This is a genomic window from Selenomonas sp. oral taxon 892 str. F0426, assembly GCF_000468035.1.
GTDB lineage: Bacteria > Bacillota > Negativicutes > Selenomonadales > Selenomonadaceae > Centipeda.
Window position 1 is genome coordinate 143,197 of sequence record NZ_KI260539.1, and the last position, 24,953, is coordinate 168,149.

Here is a 24,953-nt window from a genome sequence, read left to right on the forward strand (position 1 = left end):
TATGCCGGATATGTATGGTGGCGCCAATCTGTCCAATCAGCAGAAAGCGGCAATCCTCTTCATTGCAATCGGGCCGGAATACTCGGCAAAGCTCTTTCAGCATATGGACGATGATGAGATTGAACAGCTGACGCTTGAGATCGCAAACCAGAAACAGGTATCTTCCGCCCTCAAGGCAGAGATCATTGCTGAGTTTTACTCCATGTGCATGGCACAGGACTACATCTCCTCTGGCGGTCTGCAGTATGCGCAGAATGTCTTGGAGAAGGCTCTTGGCCCAGACAAGGCTCTCGAGATCATCAATCGTCTCACGACGAGTCTGCAGGTACGTCCCTTCGACTTCCTGCGCAAGACGGATCCCGCGCAGCTGCTTAACTTCATTCAGAACGAGCATCCACAGACCATTGCGCTCATTCTTGCCTATCTCGACCCCGATCAGGCGGCGATTGTTCTTGGATCACTCTCGCCGGAGTCTCAGGTCGAGGTCACAAAGCGCGTGGCGATGATGGACCGCACGTCTCCTGACTTCATTCGTGAGGTTGAGCGTGTGCTTGAGAGAAAACTGTCATCGATGGTAACACAGGACTTCACAACGGCAGGCGGCATCAAGGCAATTGTTGAGGTGCTCAATCGCGTCGATCGCACGACGGAGAAGGCGATTGTCGAAACTCTCGAGGTCGACAACCCCGAGCTTGCCGAGGAAATCAAGAAGCTCATGTTCGTCTTCGAGGACATTGTTCAGATCGACGACCGTTCTCTGCAGCTTGTGCTGCGTCAAGTGGAGACAAAAGATCTCTCGCTTGCACTCAAGGCCACACCGCAGGAGGTTGCCGAAAAAGTATTCAAAAATATGTCGACGCGTGCGGCCGATATGCTGCGCGAGGAGATCGAGTTCATGGGACCGGTCAAGATTCGCGACGTGGAGGAGGCGCAGCAGAAGGTTGTCAGCGTCATCCGCATGCTCGAGGACAAGGGCGAGATTGTGATTTCGCGTGGCAAGGGAGACGAGATGATTGTCTAGGGTTATCAAGGCAGCCGTCTGGGAAGAGAATCCGCACCTCATCGATGTTCCACCACCGCCTTCTCCGCCCCGCGAGGATGGTGAGGAGGAGGGCCTCAGCGAAGAGGCTGTTCAAAATCTGCTTGCACGAATTGCAGCGCGTGAGCAGGCCATGGACGAACGTGTCAGAGAAGCGGAGATACGGGTCTCGGTTCTTCGCGGGGAAGCCGAGGAGGAACGTGATCGTCTTCTGAGTGAGGCTCAAACACAGATCGAACACGACCGCGAGCAAGCTCGTGCGCAAGGGCATGAGGAAGGCTTTGCTGCGGGAAAAGAGGCGGGAGAGGCTGCTGTGCGTGAGGAACTTGCGGATCTGATCCGTCAGACGAATGCACAGGCAGAGAAAACACTGCGCGATGCACATGATGCCATGCGCGACTACCTCATCCATGCAGAGCAGGATATTGTCTCGATTGCCATGACGGCCGTGGAGCGCGTTTTGCCGCAGCATTTTATTGATGTGCCGCAGATGGTTCTGCCCGTTGTACGTGATGCGATTTTGCGTGTCAAGGATCAAAAGGAGATTCTCGTTCACGTTCCGCCCAATAGTTATGACTTTGTGCTCATGGCGCGTGATGAACTCCGCGGCATTTTAACGGCTGGGGATACAAACCTGACGATCACCTCCGATGAGGGGCTGAAGCCGGGCGACTGTCTCGTGGAAACTCCGAACGGGAGTGTCGATGCACGCCTCCAGACGCAGATCGAGCAGCTGAAAAAAGCGGTCCGGGAAGTTATGTTATGAATACAAGTGAAACGGGGGGGAATCCCCCATTTTCCATAGATATCCAAAAATTTCAGGATGCTCTGCGGGCATCCTCCCCGATGAAGCTTACGGGAAAGGTGACGCAGATCATTGGACTCGTGATTGAGTCACAGGGGCCGACCGTCACTGTAGGTGAACTATGCTACGTGAGCTCGCATTTTGTGGGATTGCCTCCTGTGCCGGCAGAGGTCGTTGGCTTTCGCGAGGGCAGTGTCCTGCTCATGCCGGTTGGTGAGATGCAAGGAATTGGCCCAGGCTGTGAGGTCATTGCGACGGGACGCCGTCTGCGCGTCAAGGTGGGACCTGAGCTCCTCGGGCGCGTGCTCGATGGTCTCGGCAATCCGATTGATGGAAAGGGACCAATCCTCGCCAAGGAGGAATATCCGCTCCAGGCACCGCCCCCGCCGCCGCTGACACGCCCGCGCATTCACGATAATCTCTACGTCGGCGTGCGTGCGATTGACGGGCTGATCACGCTCGGTGACGGTCAGCGCATCGGCATTATGGCGGGGTCGGGTGTCGGCAAGTCCACACTTCTTTCGATGGTCGCGCGCAACACAGAGGCGGACATCAGCGTTATCACCCTCGTGGGGGAGCGCGGCCGTGAGGTGCGTGATTTTATCGAGCGTGACCTTGGCGAGGAGGGGCTGAAGCGATCTGTCGTCGTTGTTGCGACCTCAGATCAGCCTGCACTTGTCCGTATCAAGGGTGCGATGACTGGCACGGCGATTGCTGAATATTTCCGCGATCAAGGGCATAAGGTCGTGCTTATGATGGACTCCGTCACGCGCTTTGCGATGGCACAGCGTGAGGTTGGCCTGACCATTGGTGAGCCGCCTGCAACACGCGGCTATACACCGTCTGTCTTTGCGATGCTGCCGCGCCTCCTGGAGCGCGCAGGTACGAGTGAAAAGGGATCGATTACGGGCATCTACACGGTTCTCGTCGATGGTGACGATATGAATGAACCGATTGCAGACGCCGTGCGCTCCATCCTCGATGGACATATCGTGCTTTCACGTCGGATTGCAGCACAGAATCACTTCCCTGCAATCGATGTTCTTGGAAGTGTCAGCCGTGTCATGTATGAGGTAGTCGATAAGAGTCATCTTGAGGCGGCGCAGGAGATGCGCCAGCTCATGGCTGTCTATGCTGAGGCTGAGGATCTCATCCACATTGGGGCGTATGTCAAGGGCTCGAGTCCCAAGATTGATGCGGCCATTCAAAAGATAGACGGCATCAATGAATTCCTCCGTCAGGACATCTATGAGGTGACCTCATATGAGGAGACGGAGAAAAGACTGCTCACAGCCGTCGGCAAAGATGTATCTGCACCTGCTGAGGCAGTGACATGAAAAAATTCCGATTTCAGCTCGAAACACTGCTCAAGGTTACGCGCATGAAGAAGGAGGAGGCAGAGGTTGCCTTTGCCGAGGCTGTGCGGCGTCTTGAGGAGGCACGCGCATACCAGCGCAGACTGCTCGAGGAAATGCAGCAGGGGCAGCTTGATTATGAGAACCTCTCAAAGGAGGGGACCCGGATCAAGATCGGGACGCTGATGAGTTTCAATCAGTTCTTTGGGTGGAAGCGCCAGCAGATTGAGGATCAGCAGCAGGTGATTTTGCAGGCAAATGCCGAGCGGCAAAAGCGCCTCAAGGTGCTCATGGAGCAGATGAGTGCTTTGAAGAGCATTGAGAAGCTGAAAGAGAAGCGCCTTGCGGAATACAAGGCAGAGGTTCTGCAGGAGGAGCAGAAGATGCTCGATGAGATCGGCCTGCAGCTGACCATGAGAAATAGGGAATTGGAGGATGCGGTATGATGGATCTTTCCGGCATCAATCAAATACAGGCACGTATTGCCGAGATTGAGGGACAGTTTTCGCTGCCCACGCAGACGATGCCCGGCATGGAATTTGCCGAACGTCTGCAGCAGGAAATCGGTAAGCACTCTGTCTCTGCCGCGCATAAGGCACATGCTGTGCAGCGTGCAGAGGCGACATCTGCGGCGCAGCATGCGGCTGCATCGACGACGGCGAACTATGCCAATCCCGAGCTCGCGCGAACGATCCATGCAGCGGCTGCCAAGTATGCAGTCGATCCGAAGCTCGTCTCAGCGGTTGCGGAGGTTGAGTCCGGCGGCGATCAAAGTGCTGTCTCTCCCGCCGGTGCAGTTGGTGTGATGCAGCTGATGCCGGATACGGCAGCAGGTCTTGGCGCGAATCCATACAACATGGAGAGCAACATCGACGGCGGTACAAAATATCTGCGAGAGATGCTTGACACCTTTGACGGCGACGTAAAGAAGGCTGTTGCTGCGTACAACGCGGGGCCGAATGCCGTGAAGGCATATGGTGGAGTCCCGCCGTATGCGGAGACGCAAGACTATGTCAATCGTGTTCTGGACATCTATCGCTGAGCCAGTGTAGGTTATATAATTCTTTTTGGGGAAGAGGGAAGGGAATTCCATGCGGAAGATATTGAAGACCCTATTCGGACTTGTCTTACTCCTCGTATTGGTCGCGGGAGGTTTTGCACTCGGGGTCTATCTCCGACTCTTTGACACGCAAGAGCTCAATGAAGAATACGCGCTTCATGAGCTTCCGATTGTTGGGGAATACTTTGTACCGCCGACGGAGGAGGAGACGACGACTGTCTCTGCACCTTCCTCAACATCTGCAGCGGCACCTGCGGCTGCAGCTTCGAGAAAGGCTCCAGAGACGGTGAAAATTACACCGGAGGAGATTGCAAAGCAGCAGGCAGAACGCGAAGCGGCAGAGAAAAAACGTGTGACGAAGCTCGCACGCCTTTACAATGACATGAAAGCGGCGGATGCGGCAAAGGTCATGGAAGCGCTGGACGTCGACCTCTGCATCGCCATTTTGCAGCGCATGGATGAGGGGAATGCTGCGAAGATCATGGCGGCATTCGAACCCGATCGTGCGGCAGAGATCACACAGATCATCTATGAGGGCGTACCGCAGCGGGCCGCAAAGGCACGAAATGCAGCAGCGGACAATAAATAAGGGAATCGTAACATAGCGACGGAGAGAGCCTGCGAAGCAGCTGAAAAGCATACTTCGCAGGTTTTTAGGAATCACTGATAAAATTTTATCAGTGATTCCTTTCTCCGTCTGTTCTTTGGGAGGGCAGGCTCTTGGGCCGTACATATTTTCTGCTGACCATGTTTCTGGTCGCGCTGCTCGGGGCGTCTTTTGCCGTGCACCCCGTGGAAGCGGCATTCAGTGATCACGCAAAAGAGCTGACGAAGGTCACAGGGGTGCGCATCGGCAAGGCGGATGGGAGTGTTCGCATTGTCGTGGACTCGGATCGCCCCATATCGTATAAGCAGAGTGTCCTGTCAAATCCGACACGGATTGTACTGGATTTGCAGAATGCGTGGATTGCTCCGGAGGCAAAGAAGAATACTGCTGTGGACTCGCCGCTCGTCTCAGCTGTGCGCGTTGCTCAGTTTGATGCAACGACGGTTCGCATCGTGGTGGAGACCTCTGTGGGCAAAGGAGGCTGGCGCCTCTTTTCCCTCACTGGGGAAAAGCCGCGCATCGTCATGGACTTTGGCAAGCCGCCCGCCGGTGGAAAACCGGCAAAGCCTGTGCAGGAGGCAAAGAAGCCGGTACCAGTGCAGCCACCCGCATCAGAAAAGGATAACGAGGTCGAAGAGGAAGAACATGACTCCGAGCGACTCGAGCGTGACTTGTCGGCGATCACGGGGATGAAGGGCCGCCTGATCGCCATTGATCCGGGGCACGGAGGAAGTGATTCAGGCGCGATTGGGCCGACGGGCATTATGGAGAAGTCGGTGACGCTGCGCGTTAGCCGTGAACTCAAGCGGCTGCTCGAGGCAGAGGGCGCCAAGGTCGTTCTCACGCGTACAGGAGATACGGAGGTCTCATCAAAGGGCTCGGGTGCGACTGCAGTCGAGGAACTGGAGGCACGCTGTGAGGTCGCCAATCGTGCCAATGCAGACATCTTTCTCTCGATTCATGCAGATGCCTTTACGAATCGTGAGGTGAAGGGGACGACGGCGTATTACTACACCAAGGGGACAAAGCAGTCTAAACGCCTTGCTGACAGTGTGCGCATGGCACTTATCGACGCCATTGGGACACTCGACCGCGGCACGCAGACGAGCAATTTCTACGTCGTGAAGCATACAGATATGCCTGCAATCCTCGTGGAGATCTCCTTTATTTCGAATCCAGATGAGGAAAAGATGATGAACAGCGAGGCTGGCATCAAGAAGATCGCACAGGGGATTGCGGACGGCATTGCTGATTTCTTTGGGTGATATTTTAGAGAGGGAGTGAGAAAGTGCAGGAGGTTCATGGCTATCCGGCGCGTGCACGCCAGTTCTTCATTGTGCTCCTCCCGATCCTTGTTACGCAAGTCTCTCTTATGGCTCCGGGATTCTTCAACACTGTTATGGCGGGGCATATCAGCAAGGAAGATCTTGCGGGTATTGCCGTCGGGGCAAGCATCTTCTTTCCTGTGTTCGGAGCTTTTATGGGGTTGGTCTCGGGACTGACTCCCATCATTGCACAGCATTATGGCGCACGCCGCATACGGGAGATTCGGAGCGTTGTTCAGCAGAGTTTCTACTGGGCGACGCTTCTTGCCGTACTCATGCTGCTCGTCGGTGTGCTTACCGTTCCGCATCTCGTGCGTGCGCTCGCGCTCGAACCTGTGGTGGAGCGGATTACGATGGAGTACCTCTCCTATATTGCGCTTGGACTCATCCCCGTTGCGCCCGCGATCGTTCTGCGCAACTTCATCGATGCGCATGGGCGGACGCGCCTCACGATGTATATCACAATGACAACGATCCCGATCAACATTGTTCTCAACTATATCTTTATGTACGGCGTATGCGGGATCCAGCCCCTCGGCGGACCGGGCGCGGGGCTGGGGGCGGCATTGAGCTACGGTGTGTTTCTCGTGCTGAACAGCATTGTTGTCCTGCGGATGAAACAGTTTGCACGGTATCATGTCTTTGCGCGTCCGCCGCGGCCGATCCCGCGCGACTGGTGGAAAATGCTCGCCATCTGTGTGCCCATCGGACTCACGGTATTCTGCGAACAGAGCATCTTCGGCGCCGTGGGACTCCTCATGGCATCGTACGGGACTACTGTGGTCGCGGCACACCAGGCAGCGATGAACTTCACCACCATTGTCTATATGCTGCCGCTCTCCGTTTCCATGGCGATCACGATCCTCGTGGGGTACGAGGTCGGCGGCGGTCGTGAGAATGGAGCGCGCGCCTACATTCGTCTCAGCCGCGTGCTGACCCTCGTCGTCGTCGGCGTGATCGCTCTCGTACTTGCGGCGATGCGCGACTCTGTTGCGGCGCTCTACACGACGAATCCGGAGGTGCAGGAACTCCTGCGCGTATTCCTGCTCTATGCGCTCGTCATGCAGTTCAGCGACTGCGTCAATGCGCCGCTGCAGGGAGCGCTGCGTGGGTACAAGGATGTCACGGTCACGTTCTGGCTTGCCGTGCTCTCATTCTGGGGGATCGGACTGCCGAGCGGCTACGTGCTCGCGGGTTGGACGGAACTCGGCCCCTATGGTTACTGGGCGGGGCTGAATGGCGGTATCATCGTCGGCGCGGTTTTGCTCATGGTTCGTCTGCGCGTCATCGAGAACCGTATGCGTCATGCAAAGCTTGCGGGCAGTTCGTGATCGTTTTCTTCTATGAACAGATAGATAATGGAGATTCTTTATCGTGCAGCATCCGAAATAACCTATTGAATTTCTTGTAAAACATGCTATTATGTACGACATGGGGAGAATGTACTCACGATAATTTTTCATGGGGGAAAATACATAGATATGTGATTTTTTTCACTATCGAGACAAGGAGTGGGGTTAAATATGGCAGATCAGAAACACATTGTCATCGTCGGAGCTGGTTTTGGAGGCGTGACCCTCGCCAAAGAGCTTGCCAAGGAAAATGTGCGTGTTACTCTTGTGGATCGGCATAACTATCATCTGTTTCAGCCGCTGCTCTATCAGGTGAGTACGGCAGTACTTTCAGCCTCGGAGATTGCGTACCCAACACGCCAATTCTTCAAGAACAACCCGAATGTAAATTTCTATATGTCCAAAGCACTGGACATCGATCAGGATCGCCGTGTACTCATCACGAAGCACGGCGAGATCTCCTATGACTATCTAGTGCTCGCGGCCGGTGCGACAACAAACTTCTTCGGCAACAAGAGCGTTGAGCGCAATTCCTATGCGATGAAGACGCTGCAGGAGGCGATTGCACTGCGCGGTCATTTCATCCATGAGTTCGAGCGTGCCGCGCGCAAGTCAGGGCCAGATCAGCGCGAGGCGCGTCAGCGTCATCTGAACTTTGTCATTGTCGGCGGCGGAGCGACGGGCATCGAGATGGCGGGGGCATTGATGGAGCTCATTGAGGTCTTCAAAAAGGAGTTCCATACGATTGACTTCAATGAGGTTCACGTTATGCTTCTTGAGGCGATGGGGACGGTTCTCCCCATGGTGCCGCCAGATCTGCAGCAGCATACGATCGATGTTCTGCGCAAACGAGGCGTGGATGTCCGTCTTAACACAGCCGTCACGGAGTACGACGGCAACGATCTAACACTTGGAAATGGCGAGATCATTCCGACCAAGACGGTGATCTGGGCGGCAGGTGTGCGTGCACAGGGCTTTATCAAGAATTGCGGCAGCGAGGTGGATCGTGCGGGGCGCGTGATTGTCGAGGAGAATCTGCTTGTCAAGGGCAGTGACCGCGTGTTTGCCATCGGCGACTGTGCAAACTTCCAGCATGGCGGCTTGGAGCGCCCGCTTCCAACCGTTGCACCTGTGGCGACCCAACAGGCTGTGCTGGCTAAAAAGAATATCATGGCACTGATTGCAGGCAAAACGCCCGATCAGCTTTCAAAGTTTACGTATCATGATGTGGGGGCGATGGCGACGATCGGAAAAGGCGAGGCCGTCATGGAGGGGCCGATCCCTGGGCTTGGGATTGTGATGAAGGCAAAGGGCTTCATCGCATGGTTTGCCTGGATGGTCGTTCACCTCATCCGCCTCGCAGGAAAGTATGCGGATTTCACAGTCTCCATCAAGTGGATCTGGAATTTCTTCTTCGGCACCCGTCTCGCACGCATCATTCACAGTAAATTGGAGTAATACTTGCACCCTGTGCTGTTTTATGCTATACTTGCGCGGTAATGAACGCAGGGCGTTTGTTTCCATGACTCGTTCTCGGCAAGACAGCCGAGTTCAACCAAGCGTGCACAAGCGTGCTTGTATCCGGCAAAAGAAACGAGGTGTATTTACATGAAAGAAGGCATTCATCCCGAGTTCTTCGAGGCGACGGTGACGTGTGGCTGCGGCAATACGTTCACGACCGGCTCGACGAAGCAGGATCTGCGTATCGACGTCTGCTCGAAGTGCCATCCGTTCTTCACGGGGCGTCAGCGCGACGTTCAGGCGGGCGGACGCATCGAGAAGTTCCAGAAGCGTTACGCGCGAAAATAGCAGCGTAGGTGAGGCGCACTGCGCCTTGCCTCTTCGCCGCACGACAACAGGGAGAGGCTATTGTACGAGAGATCGTGCAATAGCCTCTTTTTTGATATAGTAAGGAAATCCTATGCCAAAGAAAATAACTGACCTTGCGGTCGGCGGGCAGGCGGTCATTGAGGGGGTCATGATGCGCGATGCTGCAAAGACCGCGACCGCCGTGCGCCTTCCGAATGGAGAGATCGAGGTGGAGACGCATTCCGTCACCTCCATTCGCGACCGCTATCCCGTGCTGAACTTGCCGCTCATCCGTGGTTCCGTCATCATGGTGGAGTCCCTCGTTATCGGCATGCGTGCCCTCTCGTTCTCTGCACAGGCGGCGGGCGAGGAGGATGAGCAGATGACAAAGAAGGAGATTGCGATGACAATCATCTTCGCGCTCGTTCTCGCAAGTGTACTCTTCATTATCATTCCGACGGGAGCAGCACATCTCGCGGCGGCGTATACGGATGATCCCATCGTTTTCAATCTGATCGAGGGCGGCATTCGTCTCGCGGTGTTTCTCCTCTACATCTGGGGGATCTCGTTCATGGACGGTATTCGCCGTGTTTTCCAGTATCATGGCGCGGAGCACAAGACCATCCACTGCTATGAGGCGGGGCAGGCGCTGACGGTGGAGAATGTGCAGGCATTTCCACGCCTGCATCCGCGCTGCGGTACAAATTTTTTACTGATCGTTATGGTCGTCGCTATTGTTTTTCATGTGTTCTTCGGCTGGCCCGACCTCTGGCTGCGCATCCTCTCCCGACTCGCCGTGCTGCCGATCGTTGCGGGCGTTTCCTACGAGATCATTCGGTTTGCAGGACGCAGCGAGAACCGCCTCATCCACATCTTGATTGCGCCGGGGCTGTGGCTGCAGTATCTGACGACGCGCCCGCCCGCCGATGAGATGGTTGAGGTCGCGATTGAAAGCCTCAAGGCAGTACTCCCGCCTGAGGATATCCCAGAAGGCAGTGGAAACTATCGAAAGGAAGTAACGTGTTAAGCAAACTGAATGCCGTTGCGGATAAATATCATGAGCTAGAGGCACTTCTCAGCGATCCCTCTGTGATGGCGGATATGGAAAAGTGGCAGCGCTATACGCGCGAGCATGCGGCGCTTACACCGATCATCGAGGCGTACGACGCCTATCGACAGGCGCTCGCGACCATCGAAGAGGATAAGGAGATGCTCGCTGAGGCGGATGCCGAGATGAAGGAAATGCTCGCCGAGGAGATTGCAGAGGCAGAGGCAGAGCGTGATCGTCTCGCGGAACAGATGCCGATCCTTCTCCTTCCGCGCGACCCGAACGATGATAAGAATGTCATCGTCGAGATACGCGGCGGCGTGGGCGGGGAGGAGGCGGCGCTCTTTGCTGCGAGCCTTTTTCGGATGTATGCGCGTTATGCCGAGCGGCAGGGCTGGCGGACGGAGATTCTCAGCAGCAATCCAACCGAGATCGGCGGCTTTAAGGAGGTTTCCTTTCTTGTCAATGGTGCAGGCGCATACAGCCGTCTGAAATACGAGAGCGGGACGCACCGCGTGCAGCGCATCCCCGTCACGGAGTCGGGGGGGCGTATCCATACATCCGCTGTCACAGTCGCAGTGCTCCCCGAGGCGGAGGAGGTCGAGGTCACGGTCGATCCGAATGATCTGCGCATCGACACCTACTGTGCCTCAGGCGCCGGCGGACAGTATGTCAACCGTACGGAGACGGCGATCCGCATCACGCATATCCCGACGGGCATTGTTGTGCAGTGCCAGGATGAAAAGTCCCAGCTCAAGAATCGTGAGAAGGCGATGAAGGTACTCCGTGCACGACTCTATGACCGTGCACAGCAGGAGCAGGCGGATGCTGTTGCTGCCGATCGGCGCAGCCAGGTCGGTTCGGGTGACCGCAGTGAGCGCATCCGCACGTATAATTTTCCGCAGGGGCGCGTGACCGATCACCGCATTGGGCTGACACTTTACAAGATCGATGCGGTTCTCGATGGTGAACTCGATGAAATCCTTGCGGGACTCATCACAGCGGATCAGGCAGAGCGTCTGAAACAGGTGAACTGATGGCGGATGTTGTTTGGACGATTCAGCGGCTCCTTACGTGGACGACGGATTTCTTCGGAGAGCGTGGCATCGAAAACCCGCGCCTTGACGCGGAGGTTTTGCTCTCTGCTGTCCTTGGCAGAGATCGGATGTATCTCTACGTGCATTTTGATGAGCCGCTCGAGGCTGAGGAGCTTGCGCGCTTTCGTGCATATGTCAAGGACCGGGCGGCGCATATGCCGCTTGCCTATGTGCTTGGCACGCGTGAGTTTATGGGGTTGGATTTTCGTGTGACGCGCGATACTCTCATCCCACGTCCGGATACCGAGGTGCTCGTGGAGTGTGCCGTGGACTTTCTGCGCACGCGCGCATCAGCAGGAGCAGGTGATCTCTGCATCGCCGATATCGGTACGGGGACAGGCGCAATTGCACTCTCTGTCCTTCACTATACGGAGGGGGCGCATGCAGATGCCGTGGATATCTCATCTGCTGCCGCCGCGGTTGCACGTGAGAATGCAGAGCGCCTGGGCCTTGCGGAGCGTATTGATGTTCATGTGGGGGATCTCGCTGCGCCGCTCATGGGTCGTATGTATGATATGATTTTGTCGAATCCGCCCTATATTCCAACGGCGGATATTGGAACTCTTATGCCGGAGGTACGAGGCTACGAACCTCATCTTGCGCTCGACGGTGGTGCCGACGGTCTGGACTTTTACCGTCGCCTGATGGTGAACATTCCTGCGATGCTGAGGGATGGTGGTGCAATCGCCGTTGAGGTCGGAATCGGCGAGGCGCATGATGTTGCGGCATTGATGGAGACACATCCGCGCATTGTGCGGACGGAGACGATGAGGGATCTCGGCGGGATTGAGCGCGTGGTGATGGGCCATACGGAGTGAGGAGGGAAAGCATGGATACGGAGATACTTCGCCCAACATCCCAGGCAGATTTCGCGCGTGCCGCTGATCTCATTCGGAGCGGTGCACTCGTTGCGTTTCCGACGGAGACGGTCTACGGACTCGGTGCGAACGGACTGGATGCGGCGGCATGCGCGCGTATCTACGAGGCGAAGGGCCGTCCCTCCGACAATCCGCTCATCCTCCATGTCTCAGATCTTGCGATGGCGAACCAAGTTACATCGTATATGCCGCCTTTTGCGGCGCATCTTCTTACGGCATTTGCGCCCGGACCTCTTACCGTTATCCTGCCGAAGGCTGCGCATATCCCAGACATCGTGACGGGGGGACTGCCAACCGTCGGTGTGCGCTGTCCCGATCACACTGCTGCACGTCGTTTCATTCGCACGGCGGGGGTTCCGATTGCTGCGCCGTCCGCAAACACCTCAGGGCGTCCGAGTCCGACGACAGCAGCAATGGTTCATGCGGATATGGCGGGACGCATTCCCCTCATCCTCGATGGCGGCAGCTGCCGCCTAGGGGTGGAGTCCACGATCGTCGACTGCACGGAGGAGGGAATCGTCACAATCCTGCGCCCCGGTGCAATCACATGCGAGATGATTGCGGCAGAATTTCCCACGATCGAGGTACGCATGGATGCGGCACTCACAGAGGCAGACGAAACACCGCGTGCACCCGGCATGAAGTACACGCACTACGCACCGCGCGTGCCGCTCACTGTCTACGCAGGGGTAGGGGATGCCGTCACGGCGGCACTGCGCGCAGAGTTCATGCGGCGCACAGCAGCAGGGGAGCGGCCTGCCGTTATTGCGAGCAACGAGACACTTACGGATCTCGGTGAAATTATTCCCTCAGAGCATATGTACAACTGCGGAGCGCGTGGTAATCACAGTGCTTTTGCTGCCTCCCTCTACGACGCGCTTCGCCATTTTGACGAAAGTGACATCACCTCTCTTCTCGCCGAGGGAACGGGGCCTGATGGTCTTGGACTTGCGATCATGAACCGCCTGCGCAAGGCAAGCGGCGGAGATGTTCGGTTTGTGTAGTCTGCATGCTTCGCGCAAATAAAAACCGACAGCCGCTCTGTTTCGAGCAAGCTGCCGGTTAGATCGCAATTACCATAAAAGTTAAACACGTCCTTATTCAGTTGTTGGTATCGGGCAGAGCACCGTGTGCGGCTGCTCGATCATGTATTGTACGTTCAGCTGAAACCGTTTTGGAGATCTCTAATATCATCCAATTTGCGCGCTAGGTTTTCGAAAAACGAATCGTACAGAGAAGATTGTCACTCGCCCGGCGTTCCGGGGACGACGGCGCTGCAGCCATTCCTTGCTGACACAATGCCATATGAGACCTGCTCTCTCAGCAGCCTCGTGATTTCTTCAAAGATGCATTCCCATCAGGGGGCATGGTCACCGCGCTGAAGATTTTGTGTCAATAGACATTCTCCTTTCTTTCCTAATCAGATGTTTACAGGAGATATATCTCTTTTCTTGTGTTTATCATACCATAAATGAGCGTTTGGTGCAATAGTTTTTTGATGATATGAATAGGAGGAATGGTTTTGCTTTCCATATTCCTCGACTTTCTCTTTCCTCCGCGCTGTCCAAACTGCCGCGCCTACGTGGAGCAGCGTGGGCAATTTTGTCCTCTGTGTATTGGACGCCTAATCGGTCTGCATGCGCTCGTGCGAACGGGGGATACACGCGTGTATCTCGATGGGATTTGGGCGTTTGCGCACTATCAGGAGGGCGTGCGTGATCTTTTGCGCAGATTGAAGTACCAGTGCGATCGGTCGATGCTGTCCGCACTGCATGGAATTCTGGCAGAGGGGGCGGCAGTGATACCTATGCTGCCCCATCCTTTGTCTGCTGTTCCCGTACCTCTTGCACCAGAACGCCTACGTGCGCGTGGGTTCAATCAAACAGAGGAGATCTTTGCATCGTGGCTTTCCGAACATGGCATTCGGCTGTCTCCGCTGCTCACGCGCACACGCCATACGGCACCGCTTTATGAACGTACGCGCGCAGAGCGGAGGCATGAGCTGAGAGGCGCCTTCGCAGTGACGGAGGACAGTGATGTCAGAGGGAAGGATTTCCTGCTTGTAGACGACATCATGACGACGGGAGCAACACTTACGGAGTGTGCACGCGTATTGAAGACGGCAGGTGCCGCGCGGATCTATGCATTTGTCCTAGCCAGCGAGCACATTTGAGTCCGTACGCCAATGAGCCTTGAGCTCATACGTGCATATCTTATGGGGCGTGGTGCCCGATCTTCTTGTAAAAAACAAAGGAAAGCCCTATAATAGAGATGTATTATAATGGGGATTTTCCACACTTAGGAGGGGTTCTATTGCAGATGAATGGTGCACGCGCTCTCTTGGAGAGCCTGAAGGCAGAGGGCGTCGAGGTTGTCTTTGGCTATCCGGGCGGAGCGGTTCTCACGCTCTATGATGAACTATATAAGATGAAATTTCCGCATATCCTGACGCGCCATGAACAGGGGGCGTCTCATGCCGCTGATGGATATGCCAGAGCATCGGGCAAGGTCGGCGTTGTCTTTGCGACCTCGGGGCCGGGCGCGACAAACCTCGTGACAGGTATCGCAACGGCACATATGGATTCCGTGCCGATGGTCTGCATCACGGGGCAGGTAGCGAATCCCTACATAGGAAAGGACTCGTTCCAGGAGGCGGATATCGTCGGTATTACGACACCGATCACAAAGCACAACTATCTCGTCAAGGATGCTGCCGACCTGCCGCGCGTTGTGAAAGAGGCATTCTACATTGCACGCACGGGACGTCCTGGGGTGGTCGTCATCGACGTGGCAAAGGATGTATTCGATACGCAGATCGACTACGAATATCCTACGAGCGTTGAGCTGCGGGGCTATACGGAGGATACATCCTATGAGGTCCCCGCCGTATGGGAGGCGGCAGAAGCTCTTTTTGCTGCGCAGCGCCCGCTGCTCTTTGTCGGAGGCGGCGTTGTGCTCTCGGATACGGCGAACTATGTGCGTGAAATTCTTGCGCTGACAGGCGTGCCATCCGTTGCTACGTTGATGGGGCTTGGCGGTGTGGCTGCTGAGACCGAGGGCTTTACCGGCATGGCTGGGATGCATGGTGCCTATGCGTCCAACATGGCGATTCAGGAATGTGACCTGCTGTTGGCTGTCGGTACGCGCTTCAGCGACCGCGTGACTGGAAATACCGCGGGGTTTGCGCCGAAGGCCCGGATCGTGCATTTTGATATTGATCCAGCAGAGCTGAATAAAAATGTGCGTGCAGATATTCCCGTCATCGGCGATCTCAGGCAGACGCTTCCCGCGTTCGTTGACATCATAAAGAACAGTGCCCAAGAGGAGCTGCCCTCGCGGTTTCGCTCGTGGATGGGGGAGGTCCTCCTCATGGAGCGTGCCCACCCGCTCGGATGGAAAGCGTCAGCAGATATTCGTCCAGAGGAGCTGATCAGCTGTGTGCGCGAGGTCTTACCCGCCGACGCGATCTGTGTTACGGATGTGGGACAGCATCAGATGTGGGCAGCACAGTTCTTTAGCTGCCATGAGCCGCGCCATTTTCTCACCTCGGGCGGCCTCGGGACAATGGGCTATGGCTTGCCGGCGGCAATCGGTGCGAAGCTCGCCTGTCCGGACAAGGAGGTCGTTCTCATTACGGGCGACGGCAGTATCATGATGAACTGTCAGGAATTCGCGACGATGGCGGACAACGATATCGATGTCAAGATTGTCATTGTGCACAACTCCATCCTCGGCATGGTCGGACAGTGGCAGCGACTCTTCTACAGCCATCATTACTCCGCCTCGGAGCTGAAGGGAAAGACCGATTTTGTAAAGCTTGCTGAGGCAATGGGCGTTGCAGCCTGCCGCATCGGGACGCGAGAGGAGTTTGCGGAGATTCTGCCGCGTGTCCTGCGTGAAAAGGGGGCACGTCTGATTGATGTCATCGTGCCCGAGGAGGCAGACGTTGTGCCGATGGTGCCGGGCGGAAAGCGGCTCGATCAAATGGTGCTGGGAGGGAGATAAGATGGATAAGTACTTGCTTGCCGTGCTCGTTGACAACAAACCGGGCGTACTCACCCATATCGCAGGTCTCATCAGCCGCCGCGCGTTCAACATTGAGAGCATCTCCGCCGGTTACACGGAGGAGCCTGATGTTACACGCATCAATATCGTCGTTTCCGTCGCGTCGGAGAACGAGCTGCGGCAGGTCGTGACGCAGCTCTCGAAGCTGATCGATGTCGTGAAGATCGTCAACCTCACGCAGTTTGAGTCCATCACGCGTGAACTCGTTCTCATCAAGGTACGGGCGACAAAGGAGAACCGTGCCGAGATTATCGATGTGGTGAACATCTTCCGCGCACGCATCGTAGATGTCGGCGCAGAGAATGTCGTCATCGAACTGACGGGTGACGCAAAGAAGATTGATGCACTCTCGGAGCTCCTGTCTGACTATGGCATCATCGAGATTGCGCGTACGGGCGCGATTGCGCTTTCGCGCGGGCCGGTGCCAGTAAAACGTATGTAAATCGTATGAGCGTGTGAGGAGCACACGTTGTCTGCCGCATGATATGCGAGGCAGACCCAAACAAAGAGTCTAAAACTTTTGAAATCAAGGAGTGTTTGCCATGAATCTGAGAAAATGGGGGCTTTTGCTCCTGCCGGCTGCATGCTTTGGTCTTGCCGGCTGTGGCCTCACCGGCGGCAGCTCGGATCGCGTTATCTATGCGAACTACGATGACCGTGACGGCTTCTGCGCACAGATCAAGGATGCCTTTGCCGTGAAGGCAAAGGCAGACGGCATCGAGGTTGAGTTCCTTGATGCCAAGAATGACGGCAACATGCAGATCGACCAGCTGAACGAGGCAATCGGTAAGGGGGCTGGAGCGATCATACTCCTCGCCGTCGACGGCTCGAGCATTGTAAAGACAATCGAAAAGGCCAATGATGCGGGAATTCCGATCATTACAGTCAACCGCAGTGTGGGGGGGGGCAAGGTGCTGCGTGCTTACTCTGACGATGTGGAGGCGGGACGCATGCAGGGCGAATATATGGCGGCGAATCTGCCGCCGAACGCGAAGATCGTCTATCTCCAGGGTGATGGTACGCAGGACAGCGCTGTGGGACGCTGGGAGGGATTCAAGGCAGCCTGCCTCGACAAACGTCCCGATATTCAGCTTCTCTCCTTTGTGGATGCCGGCTGGAGCAAGGCTGAGGCCTTGAAGACCATGATGCTCTGGATGAATATGTTCCCCGAGATCAACGGCGTTGTTGCGGGCAACGATGAGATGGCACTCGGTGCAGTTGCTGCACTCAAAGGAGCTGGACGTCTCGAGGGCTGCCTTATCTCCGGTGTCGATGCGACGTCTGCAGGGCTTGCTGCCGTTGAGGCTGGCGAGATGTCGCAGACCATCAAACAGGATGCCAAGGCACAGGGCGAGAGTGCACTGACGCTTGCGGAGGGATTCCTCAAGGGAAATCCCCCGTCCGGCGATCTCGCGATTCCTTTTACGTCCATAACGGCGGAAAATCTCGCGCAGGCGAAGTGAGGAGGAGAGCACAATGAACATTCCATTCATTTCGGCAGACGCAATGAAGGATTATGCAGTGCGGACGAAGATTTTTGTCCTCTCTGTTTTCCTGCTCGCGGCCATGATCGTTGTCGCCGTGGTCGGCATCTACTCGAACTATCAGGCGAAGCAGTCGCTGGATGACATGTATAACCACAACCTGATGTCGACGCAGTATCTCAACGATGCGAACACGCGCCTGCGCAAGATCAGCGTCAACGTCCCCTATATCCTGCAGGAGGGATTTACTGCTGACAACCGCAAGATCCTCGTCGATGATGTCCTTGGCAACCTTGATGGCATCCGTCACGACATGGAGGAGCTCAAGAAGATTGACACGAGTGAGCGGGCACAGGCGACGATCACGGAACTCGAAAAGAATTTGAACATCGCTGCGGACAAGGTCAGCGCGATCAACAACATGGGGACAGCACCTGAGGATCGTACCGTGATCTTCGACAACCTTGCTTCGCTCACCGTCATCTCGAGCAATATGGGGGTGCTCACGCCCGACAATGTGTTTCAGGGGAAGCAGGTCTTTGAGGCGAACAACGCACGCTACGACCGGACGGTTTACAGTTTTGCTGTCATCATCATCATTGCCGTGGGATTCGGCATGCTTGTCTCGCGGCGCATCGCGGATAACATCTCGGATCCATTGGCGGCATCCATCGACCATTTGAGTGCGGTTGCATCGGGTGATCTGTCTCGCTCGATTCCGGCAGAGCTCTCGGAGCGTGCGGATGAGATCGGTACGGTGGTCAAGGCGCTCGGCAAGATGCAGGGCTTTATGAAGCAGGTGCACGAGGAGGCGGAACAGACCGACATGATGGTTGCCGAACTCGAGCAGATGCTGCAGGGGCTGAACAACGATACGCAAGATATGTCCGCCGTGACCGAGGAGATGTCTGCGGGCATGGAGGAGACAGCTGCGTCTACCTCGAGCGTCCAACACCTCAGCGGTGAGCTGAGCGACGGAATCCAGGGGGCGGCAACGGCGGCACACGAGAGTGAGGACTATACGCGTGAGGTCGCGCAGCGCGCTGCCGATCTACAGACGAGCATGGAGCAGTCACGCCTCAATACGCGAAAGATCTACGGAGGAACGAAGTCCTCCGTGGCAGAGGCGATCGAGTCAGCGAAGGTCGTCGAGCAGATCGAGCAGCTCACGCTTGACATTGGGGAGATCGCCGAACAGACGAACCTCCTCGCGCTCAACGCGAGCATCGAGGCGGCGCGTGCGGGCGAGGCAGGACGCGGATTCGCCGTGGTTGCAGGCGAGGTTGGAAAGCTCGCCGAGCAGTCGCGCGGCACGGCGGAGAAGATCAAGGGGCTCACGGGACAGGTCACGGGATCCGTGCAGGCACTCTCGAACGGCACGTTTAAGCTGCTCAGCTTCATCGATGATAATATTCGCGGCGACTACGATCTGATGGACAAGACGGCGGTGCAGTACAAGGAAGACGCGGAGTATTTCCGCAAGAACGCTGCCGCGACTACTGCGCGTTCGCAGCATCTGCTGGACGCCGTCAGCGAGATGAATGCGGCGATGGAGGGCATCCGCAACGCGACTCACGAGGGCGCGGAGGGCAATACGCGTATTGCAGAGAAGGTCGTCTCCATGGCAGCGGAGTATGAGGACATCCTCGCGAAGATTCAGTCGTTTAAGGAAGGGACAGCACGTCTCAAGAACCTTGTCGCGGCGTTCAAAGAATAACTAAATCCCCACTCTTCCCCGCCGCAGCGGGGAAGAGTGCCTTGAACGGGAGCATGAAGCATTTCGTCTTCATGCTCTTTGTTGTTTTTTTGACTTTTTTACAAAATACCTATTGACTTTTTGACTTAAAACGATTAGTATAGACATCGTAAGTTAGCACTCAGGAAATGAGAGTGCTAACACTATGAGTAAGATTGATTTGGACACTAGGAGGAAGATACCATGATTAAGCCACTGGGCGAACGTGTTGTCATTGAAGTCGCAGAGAGCGATGTCACGACGGCGAGCGGCATTGTGCTCCCCGATACGGCGAAGGAAAAGCCGCAGAAGGGCAAGGTCGTTGCCGTTGGCACGGGCAAGCTGCTCGATAACGGACAGCGCGCCGAGATGGAGGTCAAGGTCGGTGACGGCGTTGTCTTCTCCAAGTACTCGGGCTCCGAGATCAAGGTGGATGACAAGGATTACCTCATCGTTCGTGAGAGCGATATTCTGGCAATTCTGTGATAGATAGCATACTGGAGGCAATATAAATGGCAAAGCAGATTCTGTTTGACGAAGAGGCTCGCCGCGCACTTGGCCGCGGTGTGGATGCACTTGCAAATGCAGTCAAGGTAACGCTCGGCCCCAAGGGGCGCAATGTCGTTCTCGACAAGAAGTATGGTGCCCCGACGATCACGAATGATGGTGTGACGATTGCACGCGACATCGAGCTCGAGGATCCGTTCGAGAACATGGGCGCACAGCTCGTGAAGGAAGTAGCAACGAAGACGAACGATATTGCGGGTGACGGCACGACGACGGCGACACTCCTCGCTCAGGCGATGATTCAGGAAGGAATGCGCAACGTCGTTGCGGGCGCAAACCCGATGATCGTCAAGAAGGGCATTGAGACGGCTGTCAAGACGCTCGTTGAGGAGATCAAGAGCAAGGCACAGAAGGTCGAGACGAAGGCAAAGATCGCACAGGTTGCGGCAATCTCCTCCGGTGACAGTGAGGTCGGTGACCTCATCGCAGAGGCGATGGAGAAGGTTGGCAAGGACGGCGTCATCACGGTCGAGGAGTCCAAGTCCATGGACACGAATCTCTCAGTTGTCGAAGGCATGCAGTTCGACCGCGGCTATATCTCCCCATACATGGTGACGGACACGGAGAAGATGGAAGCCGTTATGGATGATCCGTATGTGCTCATCACGGACCGCAAGATCTCGTCCGTCGCGGACATCCTGCCCGTACTCGAGCAGGTCGTAAAGCAGGGCAAGCAGATCGTCATTATCGCAGAGGATCTCGACGGTGAGGCGCTTGCGACCATCGTTGTCAACAAACTGCGCGGCACGTTCAAGGCGCTCGCCGTCAAGGCTCCGGGCTTCGGTGACCGCCGCAAGGCAATGCTCGAGGATATTGCAATTCTCACGGGCGGCACGGTTATCAGCGAGGAGATCGGCCGCAAGCTCGACAGCGTGACGCTCGCCGATCTCGGTCGTGCACGCCAGGTGCGCTCCACGAAGGAAGAGACGACGATCGTTGACGGTGCGGGCGACAAGGCACAGATCTCGGCGCGCGTCGATCAGCTCAAAAAGCAGATTGCAGACACGACGTCCGACTTCGACCGTGAGAAGCTCCAGGAGCGTCTTGCGAAGCTTTCCGGCGGTGTGGCGGTTGTTGAGATTGGTGCAGCGACGGAAGTCGAGATGAAGGACAAGAAATACCGCGTCGAGGATGCACTCAATGCAACGCGTGCAGCAGTCGAAGAGGGTATCGTAGCCGGCGGCGGCACGACATTCATCGACATTCTCCCGGCACTGGATAAGATTCAGGCTGAGGGCGATGTGAAGGTCGGCATCGAGATCGTAAAGCGTGCGGTCGAGGCTCCTGTCCGCCAGATTGCGGAGAATGCAGGGCTCGAGGGCTCGGTTGTCGTTGACAGCGTCAAGAAGGCAGGCGACGGCATCGGCTTTAACGCACTTGAGAACACCTACGTTGATATGATCGGCGCTGGTATCGTTGACCCTGCGAAGGTTACGCGCTCTGCACTCCAGAATGCGGCATCAATCGCAGCGATGGTGCTCACAACCGAGACGCTCGTTACGGACAAGCCGGAGCCGGAGGCTCCGATGCCGGGCGGTGCACCGGGTATGGGCGGTATGGGCGGCATGATGTAAGCGTTCCGCGCACGAGATAAACGATAAATACAAAGAGGTATGTTTCTTTACCGATGGAAACATACCTCTTTTTGCTATAATGTTTACGCAAATTCAGGCGAGATGATATTGTACGAATGGAAATGCGGTGTTATACTAAGTTCAGAACAGTGATGTATAGGTTCACCTATGGGTGAGCGAAAGGAGTTTCGCATGCTGAATATGGACAAGAAACTTGAGAAGCGCGAGGAAGAGGGCAAAATCATTCGCGCAGGCATCGTCGGTGCGGGGCAGATGGGGCGCGGAATGGTGACCCAGATGGCGCTCATGAAAGGCATTATGCCGGCAATCGTCTCGGATATCAAGTTTGAGAATGTCATAAACGCCTTCCATTATGCGGGCATCAGTGACGAGGATATTGCTGTTGCAAAGACGCTCGAAGAGGCGAACCGCTTCATGGAGCAGGGAAAATACGTTGCAACGGAGAACTCAGACCTCATCTCTCAGGCGAACCTCGTCGAAGTCGCAATTGACGTGACAGGCGTACCTGAAGTCGGCGTTAAGATCGCGATCGATGCGATGAACAACAAGAAGCATGTTGTCATGATGGATGTGGAGACCGATGTCGTCATCGGCAGCTACCTCAAGAAACTCGGCGACGAGAATGGTGTCATCTATACGGGCTCTGCGGGCGATGAGCCGGGCGCCGTCATGGAACTCTACTCCTTCGCACGTGCGATGGGCATGGAAGTTGTCGTCATGGGCAAGGGCAAGAACAACAAGCTCGACTATGACTGCAACCCCGATACCGTACTTGAGGAGGCGACGCGCCGCAAGATGAGTCCGCGCATGCTCACCTCCTTCAAGGACGGTACGAAGACCATGGTCGAAATGACCGCGATGTCGAACGCGACGGGATTCATCCCCGATGTGATTGGCGGACATGGGCCGTCTGCATCGCCGAAGGATCGCTGCGCTGACCTCAACGAAATCTTCAGGCTCAAGAAGGATGGAGGCATCCTCAACAAGCACCATGTCGTCGAATATGTTAATGGCATCGCGCCCGGTGTCTTTGTCACCGTTACGACACAGAATGAAGAGATTGCGTATCAGATGGGCTACCACAGTATGGGCCCCGGCCCCCTCTGGACGCTCTATCGTCCGTATCACCTCTGCAACCTCGAGACGCCGCTCACCGTTGCAAAGATCGTCATTGACCATGAGCCGACCATCATCCCCTTGGATGGTCCTGTCAGTGAGTGCATTGCCGTTGCCAAGCGTGATCTCAAGGCGGGAGAGACCATCGACGGAATCGGAGGCTACACCACCTACGGCTCGATTGCAACCGCCGAGGAGACCTATGAAAAAGGCTACGTCGTCTACGCTCTCGTCAACAAGAACACGCGCATGAAGTGCGACGTCAAAAAGGGCACGCTCCTTACCCTCGACATGGTTGAACTCGACACATCGACGCAGCTCTATCAGGTGCGCAAAGAGCAGGACAAGATGTATAACAACGGCTATGCGCTGAAGTAAGCATCGAAAACAAGAAAAGGGACTGTTGCACGAAGCTAGAAAACTTCATGCAACAGTCCCTTGTTATTATGTCAGCGGTATCGCTACAAGCGCCCCTTCCACCGCTACGCGGTCCCCCTCCCCCGTGACGCACGGGGGAGGCTGGAATTATGGCATCTTAGCTTCCCCCGTCAGAGCGGGGGAGCGGTCAACCTCTTCCAATCACACTTCGCCTTTCGGCTTGTGTTCTTGGGAGGTTTTCCCATACGACCTGTTACCCGCTCAGCTGCGCCCTTCAGGCTTGCTTCTCGGACAGGTCAGTAAGTGGCGAGCGCAGCGAGCCGATAGGGGCGTTCATGCAACAGTCCCTTTTGCTGCAGTGAGAGAATAACAACAAATCGCTGACCGTTCTTACTCACCCATCACGACGATGGAGCACTTGCGCGTGCGTGCGCGCGTGCGGTCGAAGTCGACGAAGTAGCAGTAGCCCGTTGTCCCCACGGCAAGCTTGCCGCCAGCGACTTCAAAGGTCTCCGAGGAGCCGATGAGGGTTGCCTTAAGGTGAGCGTCACAGTTCCAGAGTGCTGTGCGGTCACCGCCCGGAAGGTATGCCTCGGCATCCGGCCAGCTCTCGACGGCACGGTAGTGCTCCTCACCCGGGTACTGGTATTGGTTCCAGCCCGTCTGGTTCGGGATCAGCTTCTCGAGGACGGCGTTCAGATCGTTCTGCAGGAACTCTGTGCCCGTCTCGTCCACATCGTGCACGAACTCCTCGAAGAAGATCCCGCAGGTCGTATGCGGTGAGATGACAGTTGCAATGCCCTCGTTGATCTTGCTCTCCTCAATAGCGGCGCTCAGCTCCTCTGTGATGTTGATAAAGGTAGGCGTGCCTCCGTGTGAGGTGAGGGTCAGCTTCTTCTTGAATACGGCCATGTGTATATCTCCTTTGCACTATGCCGCGTTTCCCTGTGCCTCACGCACTTCGGCGGCTCGCACGATTGCTGCGGCCATCTCCATGATGCGCTTCGCCGGATCGGGAGCGTTCAGAATTCCGCTCGTTGCACCGCTGCCGTCTGCACCGAGTCGTACGACGCGGTAGACATCATCTGCCGTCGTGATGCCGGAGGCGATCATGATGCCTATGGATGGATCGATGCTGCGGATCTTCGCAACGATTGAGGTCGTGTAGCTGTCATCTGCGGTTTTGCCTGTACCGATGAGATCGGTTGGCTCGCAGAGCAGAATATTGGGGCGGAATGCCGCGATGGCAGTGCCCTCGGCAAGTGAATCTGCGCACGCAATCGTCTCGATGCCCAGTTCGCGCGCGCGGACAATCGTCTTTGCAAGCTCGGCCATTGTCATGGGGTTCTCTGCGTGGTTGAGGAAGGTTGCGCGCGCTCCTGCCTCATAGAGTGCCTCGGGCAGGAGATGTCCCATGCCGCGGCCGGGGCGCAGGCTCTCCATCGCCTGTGCCGTGACAATAATCGCCTCGGTGTTTTCTCTCACGCAGCGAATATCAGAGAAGGGACAGGTGAAATAGATCTTGAGCCCTGTCTCCTTGGCCGCATGATCAGCAGCCTGTGCGAGTGCAAGTGACTCCTTGCCATAGAGATAGGATTTTGGATTGACAACAAGGAATGGGGCAAGACTGCTCTTCAT

At 56.0% G+C, this 24,953-nt stretch carries 24 protein-coding genes; 22 read left to right on the plus strand and 2 right to left on the minus strand.

All coding sequences use genetic code 11. From position 1 onward, the window contains the following. Position 1 precedes the first annotated feature (1 nt). The 22 genes from fliG (at position 2) to HMPREF1992_RS06060 (ending at position 23,315) form a co-directional block, all read left to right on the plus strand. A complete protein-coding gene (fliG, locus tag HMPREF1992_RS05955) occupies positions 2-1,021 on the plus strand; it encodes a flagellar motor switch protein FliG (protein WP_021684955.1) in 1,020 nt (339 codons plus the stop codon). Beyond that, complete coding sequence (locus HMPREF1992_RS05960) at positions 1,014-1,805, plus strand: FliH/SctL family protein (RefSeq protein ID WP_021684956.1); 792 nt, start codon at positions 1,014-1,016, stop codon at positions 1,803-1,805. The genes fliG and HMPREF1992_RS05960 overlap by 8 nt, the downstream gene beginning before the upstream one ends. Then, positions 1,802-3,181, plus strand: coding sequence for a flagellar protein export ATPase FliI (gene fliI / locus HMPREF1992_RS05965; RefSeq protein ID WP_021684957.1), 1,380 nt, complete (start codon positions 1,802-1,804; stop codon positions 3,179-3,181). The genes HMPREF1992_RS05960 and fliI overlap by 4 nt, the downstream gene beginning before the upstream one ends. After that, entirely contained in the window at positions 3,178-3,645 is a 468-nt protein-coding gene (gene fliJ, locus HMPREF1992_RS05970; protein WP_021684958.1) for a flagellar export protein FliJ, read from the plus strand. Before fliI ends, fliJ begins: the two co-directional genes overlap by 4 nt. After that, complete coding sequence (locus HMPREF1992_RS05975) at positions 3,642-4,241, plus strand: lytic transglycosylase domain-containing protein (protein WP_021684959.1); 600 nt, start codon at positions 3,642-3,644, stop codon at positions 4,239-4,241. The genes fliJ and HMPREF1992_RS05975 overlap by 4 nt, the downstream gene beginning before the upstream one ends. 49 nt (positions 4,242-4,290) lie before the next feature. Then, positions 4,291-4,848, plus strand: coding sequence for a MotE family protein (locus HMPREF1992_RS05980; RefSeq protein ID WP_021684960.1), 558 nt, complete (start codon positions 4,291-4,293; stop codon positions 4,846-4,848). A 158-nt stretch (positions 4,849-5,006) separates the two neighbouring features. After that, complete coding sequence (locus HMPREF1992_RS05985) at positions 5,007-6,131, plus strand: N-acetylmuramoyl-L-alanine amidase (protein WP_021684961.1); 1,125 nt, start codon at positions 5,007-5,009, stop codon at positions 6,129-6,131. A gap of 23 nt (positions 6,132-6,154) precedes the next feature. Next, complete coding sequence (locus HMPREF1992_RS05990) at positions 6,155-7,522, plus strand: MATE family efflux transporter (protein WP_021684962.1); 1,368 nt, start codon at positions 6,155-6,157, stop codon at positions 7,520-7,522. Between the two features lie 192 nt (positions 7,523-7,714). Then, positions 7,715-9,001 (plus strand): NAD(P)/FAD-dependent oxidoreductase, encoded by a 1,287-nt coding sequence (locus HMPREF1992_RS05995; protein WP_021684963.1) that lies wholly within the window; start codon positions 7,715-7,717, stop codon positions 8,999-9,001. 150 nt (positions 9,002-9,151) lie between these two features. Continuing rightward, positions 9,152-9,352 carry a 50S ribosomal protein L31 gene (rpmE, locus tag HMPREF1992_RS06000; RefSeq protein WP_009657055.1) on the plus strand — a complete coding sequence of 67 codons (201 nt, stop codon included), beginning with the start codon at positions 9,152-9,154 and terminating at the stop codon, positions 9,350-9,352. A gap of 112 nt (positions 9,353-9,464) precedes the next feature. Then, positions 9,465-10,379 carry a DUF1385 domain-containing protein gene (locus HMPREF1992_RS06005; RefSeq protein ID WP_021684964.1) on the plus strand — a complete coding sequence of 305 codons (915 nt, stop codon included), beginning with the start codon at positions 9,465-9,467 and terminating at the stop codon, positions 10,377-10,379. Then, positions 10,373-11,437, plus strand: a complete 1,065-nt coding sequence (prfA, locus tag HMPREF1992_RS06010; RefSeq protein WP_021684965.1) for a peptide chain release factor 1 — start codon at positions 10,373-10,375, stop codon at positions 11,435-11,437. The genes HMPREF1992_RS06005 and prfA overlap by 7 nt, the downstream gene beginning before the upstream one ends. Continuing rightward, positions 11,437-12,315 carry a peptide chain release factor N(5)-glutamine methyltransferase gene (gene prmC / locus HMPREF1992_RS06015; RefSeq protein ID WP_021684966.1) on the plus strand — a complete coding sequence of 293 codons (879 nt, stop codon included), beginning with the start codon at positions 11,437-11,439 and terminating at the stop codon, positions 12,313-12,315. Before prfA ends, prmC begins: the two co-directional genes overlap by 1 nt. A gap of 11 nt (positions 12,316-12,326) precedes the next feature. After that, the gene (locus tag HMPREF1992_RS06020; RefSeq protein ID WP_021684967.1) at positions 12,327-13,379 is read left to right on the plus strand and encodes an L-threonylcarbamoyladenylate synthase; all 1,053 of its coding nucleotides are present in this window, start codon (positions 12,327-12,329) and stop codon (positions 13,377-13,379) included. Positions 13,380-13,897: 518 nt separating this feature from the next. After that, on the plus strand, positions 13,898-14,548 hold the full coding sequence (locus tag HMPREF1992_RS06025; RefSeq protein ID WP_037358772.1) for a ComF family protein: 651 nt from the start codon (positions 13,898-13,900) through the stop codon (positions 14,546-14,548). A 146-nt stretch (positions 14,549-14,694) separates the two neighbouring features. Then, entirely contained in the window at positions 14,695-16,380 is a 1,686-nt protein-coding gene (gene ilvB / locus HMPREF1992_RS06030; protein WP_037358897.1) for a biosynthetic-type acetolactate synthase large subunit, read from the plus strand. Position 16,381: 1 nt separating this feature from the next. After that, complete coding sequence (gene ilvN, locus HMPREF1992_RS06035; protein WP_021684971.1) at positions 16,382-16,882, plus strand: acetolactate synthase small subunit; 501 nt, start codon at positions 16,382-16,384, stop codon at positions 16,880-16,882. A 100-nt stretch (positions 16,883-16,982) separates the two neighbouring features. Next, positions 16,983-17,903, plus strand: a complete 921-nt coding sequence (locus HMPREF1992_RS06040; RefSeq protein WP_021684972.1) for a sugar ABC transporter substrate-binding protein — start codon at positions 16,983-16,985, stop codon at positions 17,901-17,903. Between the two features lie 13 nt (positions 17,904-17,916). After that, positions 17,917-19,641, plus strand: a complete 1,725-nt coding sequence (locus HMPREF1992_RS06045) for a methyl-accepting chemotaxis protein (protein WP_021684973.1) — start codon at positions 17,917-17,919, stop codon at positions 19,639-19,641. 222 nt (positions 19,642-19,863) lie between these two features. Continuing rightward, positions 19,864-20,145 (plus strand): co-chaperone GroES, encoded by a 282-nt coding sequence (gene groES / locus HMPREF1992_RS06050; RefSeq protein ID WP_009441119.1) that lies wholly within the window; start codon positions 19,864-19,866, stop codon positions 20,143-20,145. 26 nt (positions 20,146-20,171) lie between these two features. Then, on the plus strand, positions 20,172-21,800 hold the full coding sequence (gene groL, locus HMPREF1992_RS06055; RefSeq protein WP_021684974.1) for a chaperonin GroEL: 1,629 nt from the start codon (positions 20,172-20,174) through the stop codon (positions 21,798-21,800). 192 nt (positions 21,801-21,992) lie between these two features. Beyond that, positions 21,993-23,315 carry an NAD(P)H-dependent oxidoreductase gene (locus HMPREF1992_RS06060; RefSeq protein ID WP_037358775.1) on the plus strand — a complete coding sequence of 441 codons (1,323 nt, stop codon included), beginning with the start codon at positions 21,993-21,995 and terminating at the stop codon, positions 23,313-23,315. 390 nt (positions 23,316-23,705) lie between these two features. On the opposite strand, the gene HMPREF1992_RS06065 is transcribed toward HMPREF1992_RS06060, so the two are convergent. Then, entirely contained in the window at positions 23,706-24,227 is a 522-nt protein-coding gene (locus HMPREF1992_RS06065) for a YjbQ family protein (protein ID WP_021684976.1), read from the minus strand. A gap of 18 nt (positions 24,228-24,245) precedes the next feature. Next, positions 24,246-24,953, minus strand: a complete 708-nt coding sequence (locus tag HMPREF1992_RS06070; RefSeq protein ID WP_021684977.1) for a triose-phosphate isomerase — start codon at positions 24,951-24,953, stop codon at positions 24,246-24,248.

What these genes read in the sequence shown, in the direction of transcription:
- HMPREF1992_RS06020 (WP_021684967.1), top strand. Translation starts at nt 12,327, where the DNA reads ATGGATACGGAGATACTTCGCCCAACATCCCAGGCAGATTTCGCGCGT.
- HMPREF1992_RS05975 (WP_021684959.1), top strand. Translation starts at nt 3,642, where the DNA reads ATGATGGATCTTTCCGGCATCAATCAAATACAGGCACGTATTGCCGAG.
- HMPREF1992_RS05995 (WP_021684963.1), top strand. Translation starts at nt 7,715, where the DNA reads ATGGCAGATCAGAAACACATTGTCATCGTCGGAGCTGGTTTTGGAGGC.
- HMPREF1992_RS06060 (WP_037358775.1), top strand. Translation starts at nt 21,993, where the DNA reads ATGCTGAATATGGACAAGAAACTTGAGAAGCGCGAGGAAGAGGGCAAA.
- fliJ (WP_021684958.1), top strand. Translation starts at nt 3,178, where the DNA reads ATGAAAAAATTCCGATTTCAGCTCGAAACACTGCTCAAGGTTACGCGC.
- HMPREF1992_RS06005 (WP_021684964.1), top strand. Translation starts at nt 9,465, where the DNA reads ATGCCAAAGAAAATAACTGACCTTGCGGTCGGCGGGCAGGCGGTCATT.
- groES (WP_009441119.1), top strand. Translation starts at nt 19,864, where the DNA reads ATGATTAAGCCACTGGGCGAACGTGTTGTCATTGAAGTCGCAGAGAGC.
- groL (WP_021684974.1), top strand. Translation starts at nt 20,172, where the DNA reads ATGGCAAAGCAGATTCTGTTTGACGAAGAGGCTCGCCGCGCACTTGGC.
- fliG (WP_021684955.1), top strand. Translation starts at nt 2, where the DNA reads ATGCCGGATATGTATGGTGGCGCCAATCTGTCCAATCAGCAGAAAGCG.
- HMPREF1992_RS05980 (WP_021684960.1), top strand. Translation starts at nt 4,291, where the DNA reads ATGCGGAAGATATTGAAGACCCTATTCGGACTTGTCTTACTCCTCGTA.
- fliI (WP_021684957.1), top strand. Translation starts at nt 1,802, where the DNA reads ATGAATACAAGTGAAACGGGGGGGAATCCCCCATTTTCCATAGATATC.
- ilvB (WP_037358897.1), top strand. Translation starts at nt 14,695, where the DNA reads ATGAATGGTGCACGCGCTCTCTTGGAGAGCCTGAAGGCAGAGGGCGTC.
- rpmE (WP_009657055.1), top strand. Translation starts at nt 9,152, where the DNA reads ATGAAAGAAGGCATTCATCCCGAGTTCTTCGAGGCGACGGTGACGTGT.
- ilvN (WP_021684971.1), top strand. Translation starts at nt 16,382, where the DNA reads ATGGATAAGTACTTGCTTGCCGTGCTCGTTGACAACAAACCGGGCGTA.
- HMPREF1992_RS06065 (WP_021684976.1), bottom strand. Translation starts at nt 24,227, where the DNA reads ATGGCCGTATTCAAGAAGAAGCTGACCCTCACCTCACACGGAGGCACG.
- prmC (WP_021684966.1), top strand. Translation starts at nt 11,437, where the DNA reads ATGGCGGATGTTGTTTGGACGATTCAGCGGCTCCTTACGTGGACGACG.
- HMPREF1992_RS06045 (WP_021684973.1), top strand. Translation starts at nt 17,917, where the DNA reads ATGAACATTCCATTCATTTCGGCAGACGCAATGAAGGATTATGCAGTG.
- HMPREF1992_RS05985 (WP_021684961.1), top strand. Translation starts at nt 5,007, where the DNA reads ATGTTTCTGGTCGCGCTGCTCGGGGCGTCTTTTGCCGTGCACCCCGTG.
- HMPREF1992_RS06040 (WP_021684972.1), top strand. Translation starts at nt 16,983, where the DNA reads ATGAATCTGAGAAAATGGGGGCTTTTGCTCCTGCCGGCTGCATGCTTT.
- HMPREF1992_RS06070 (WP_021684977.1), bottom strand. Translation starts at nt 24,953, where the DNA reads ATGAAGAGCAGTCTTGCCCCATTCCTTGTTGTCAATCCAAAATCCTAT.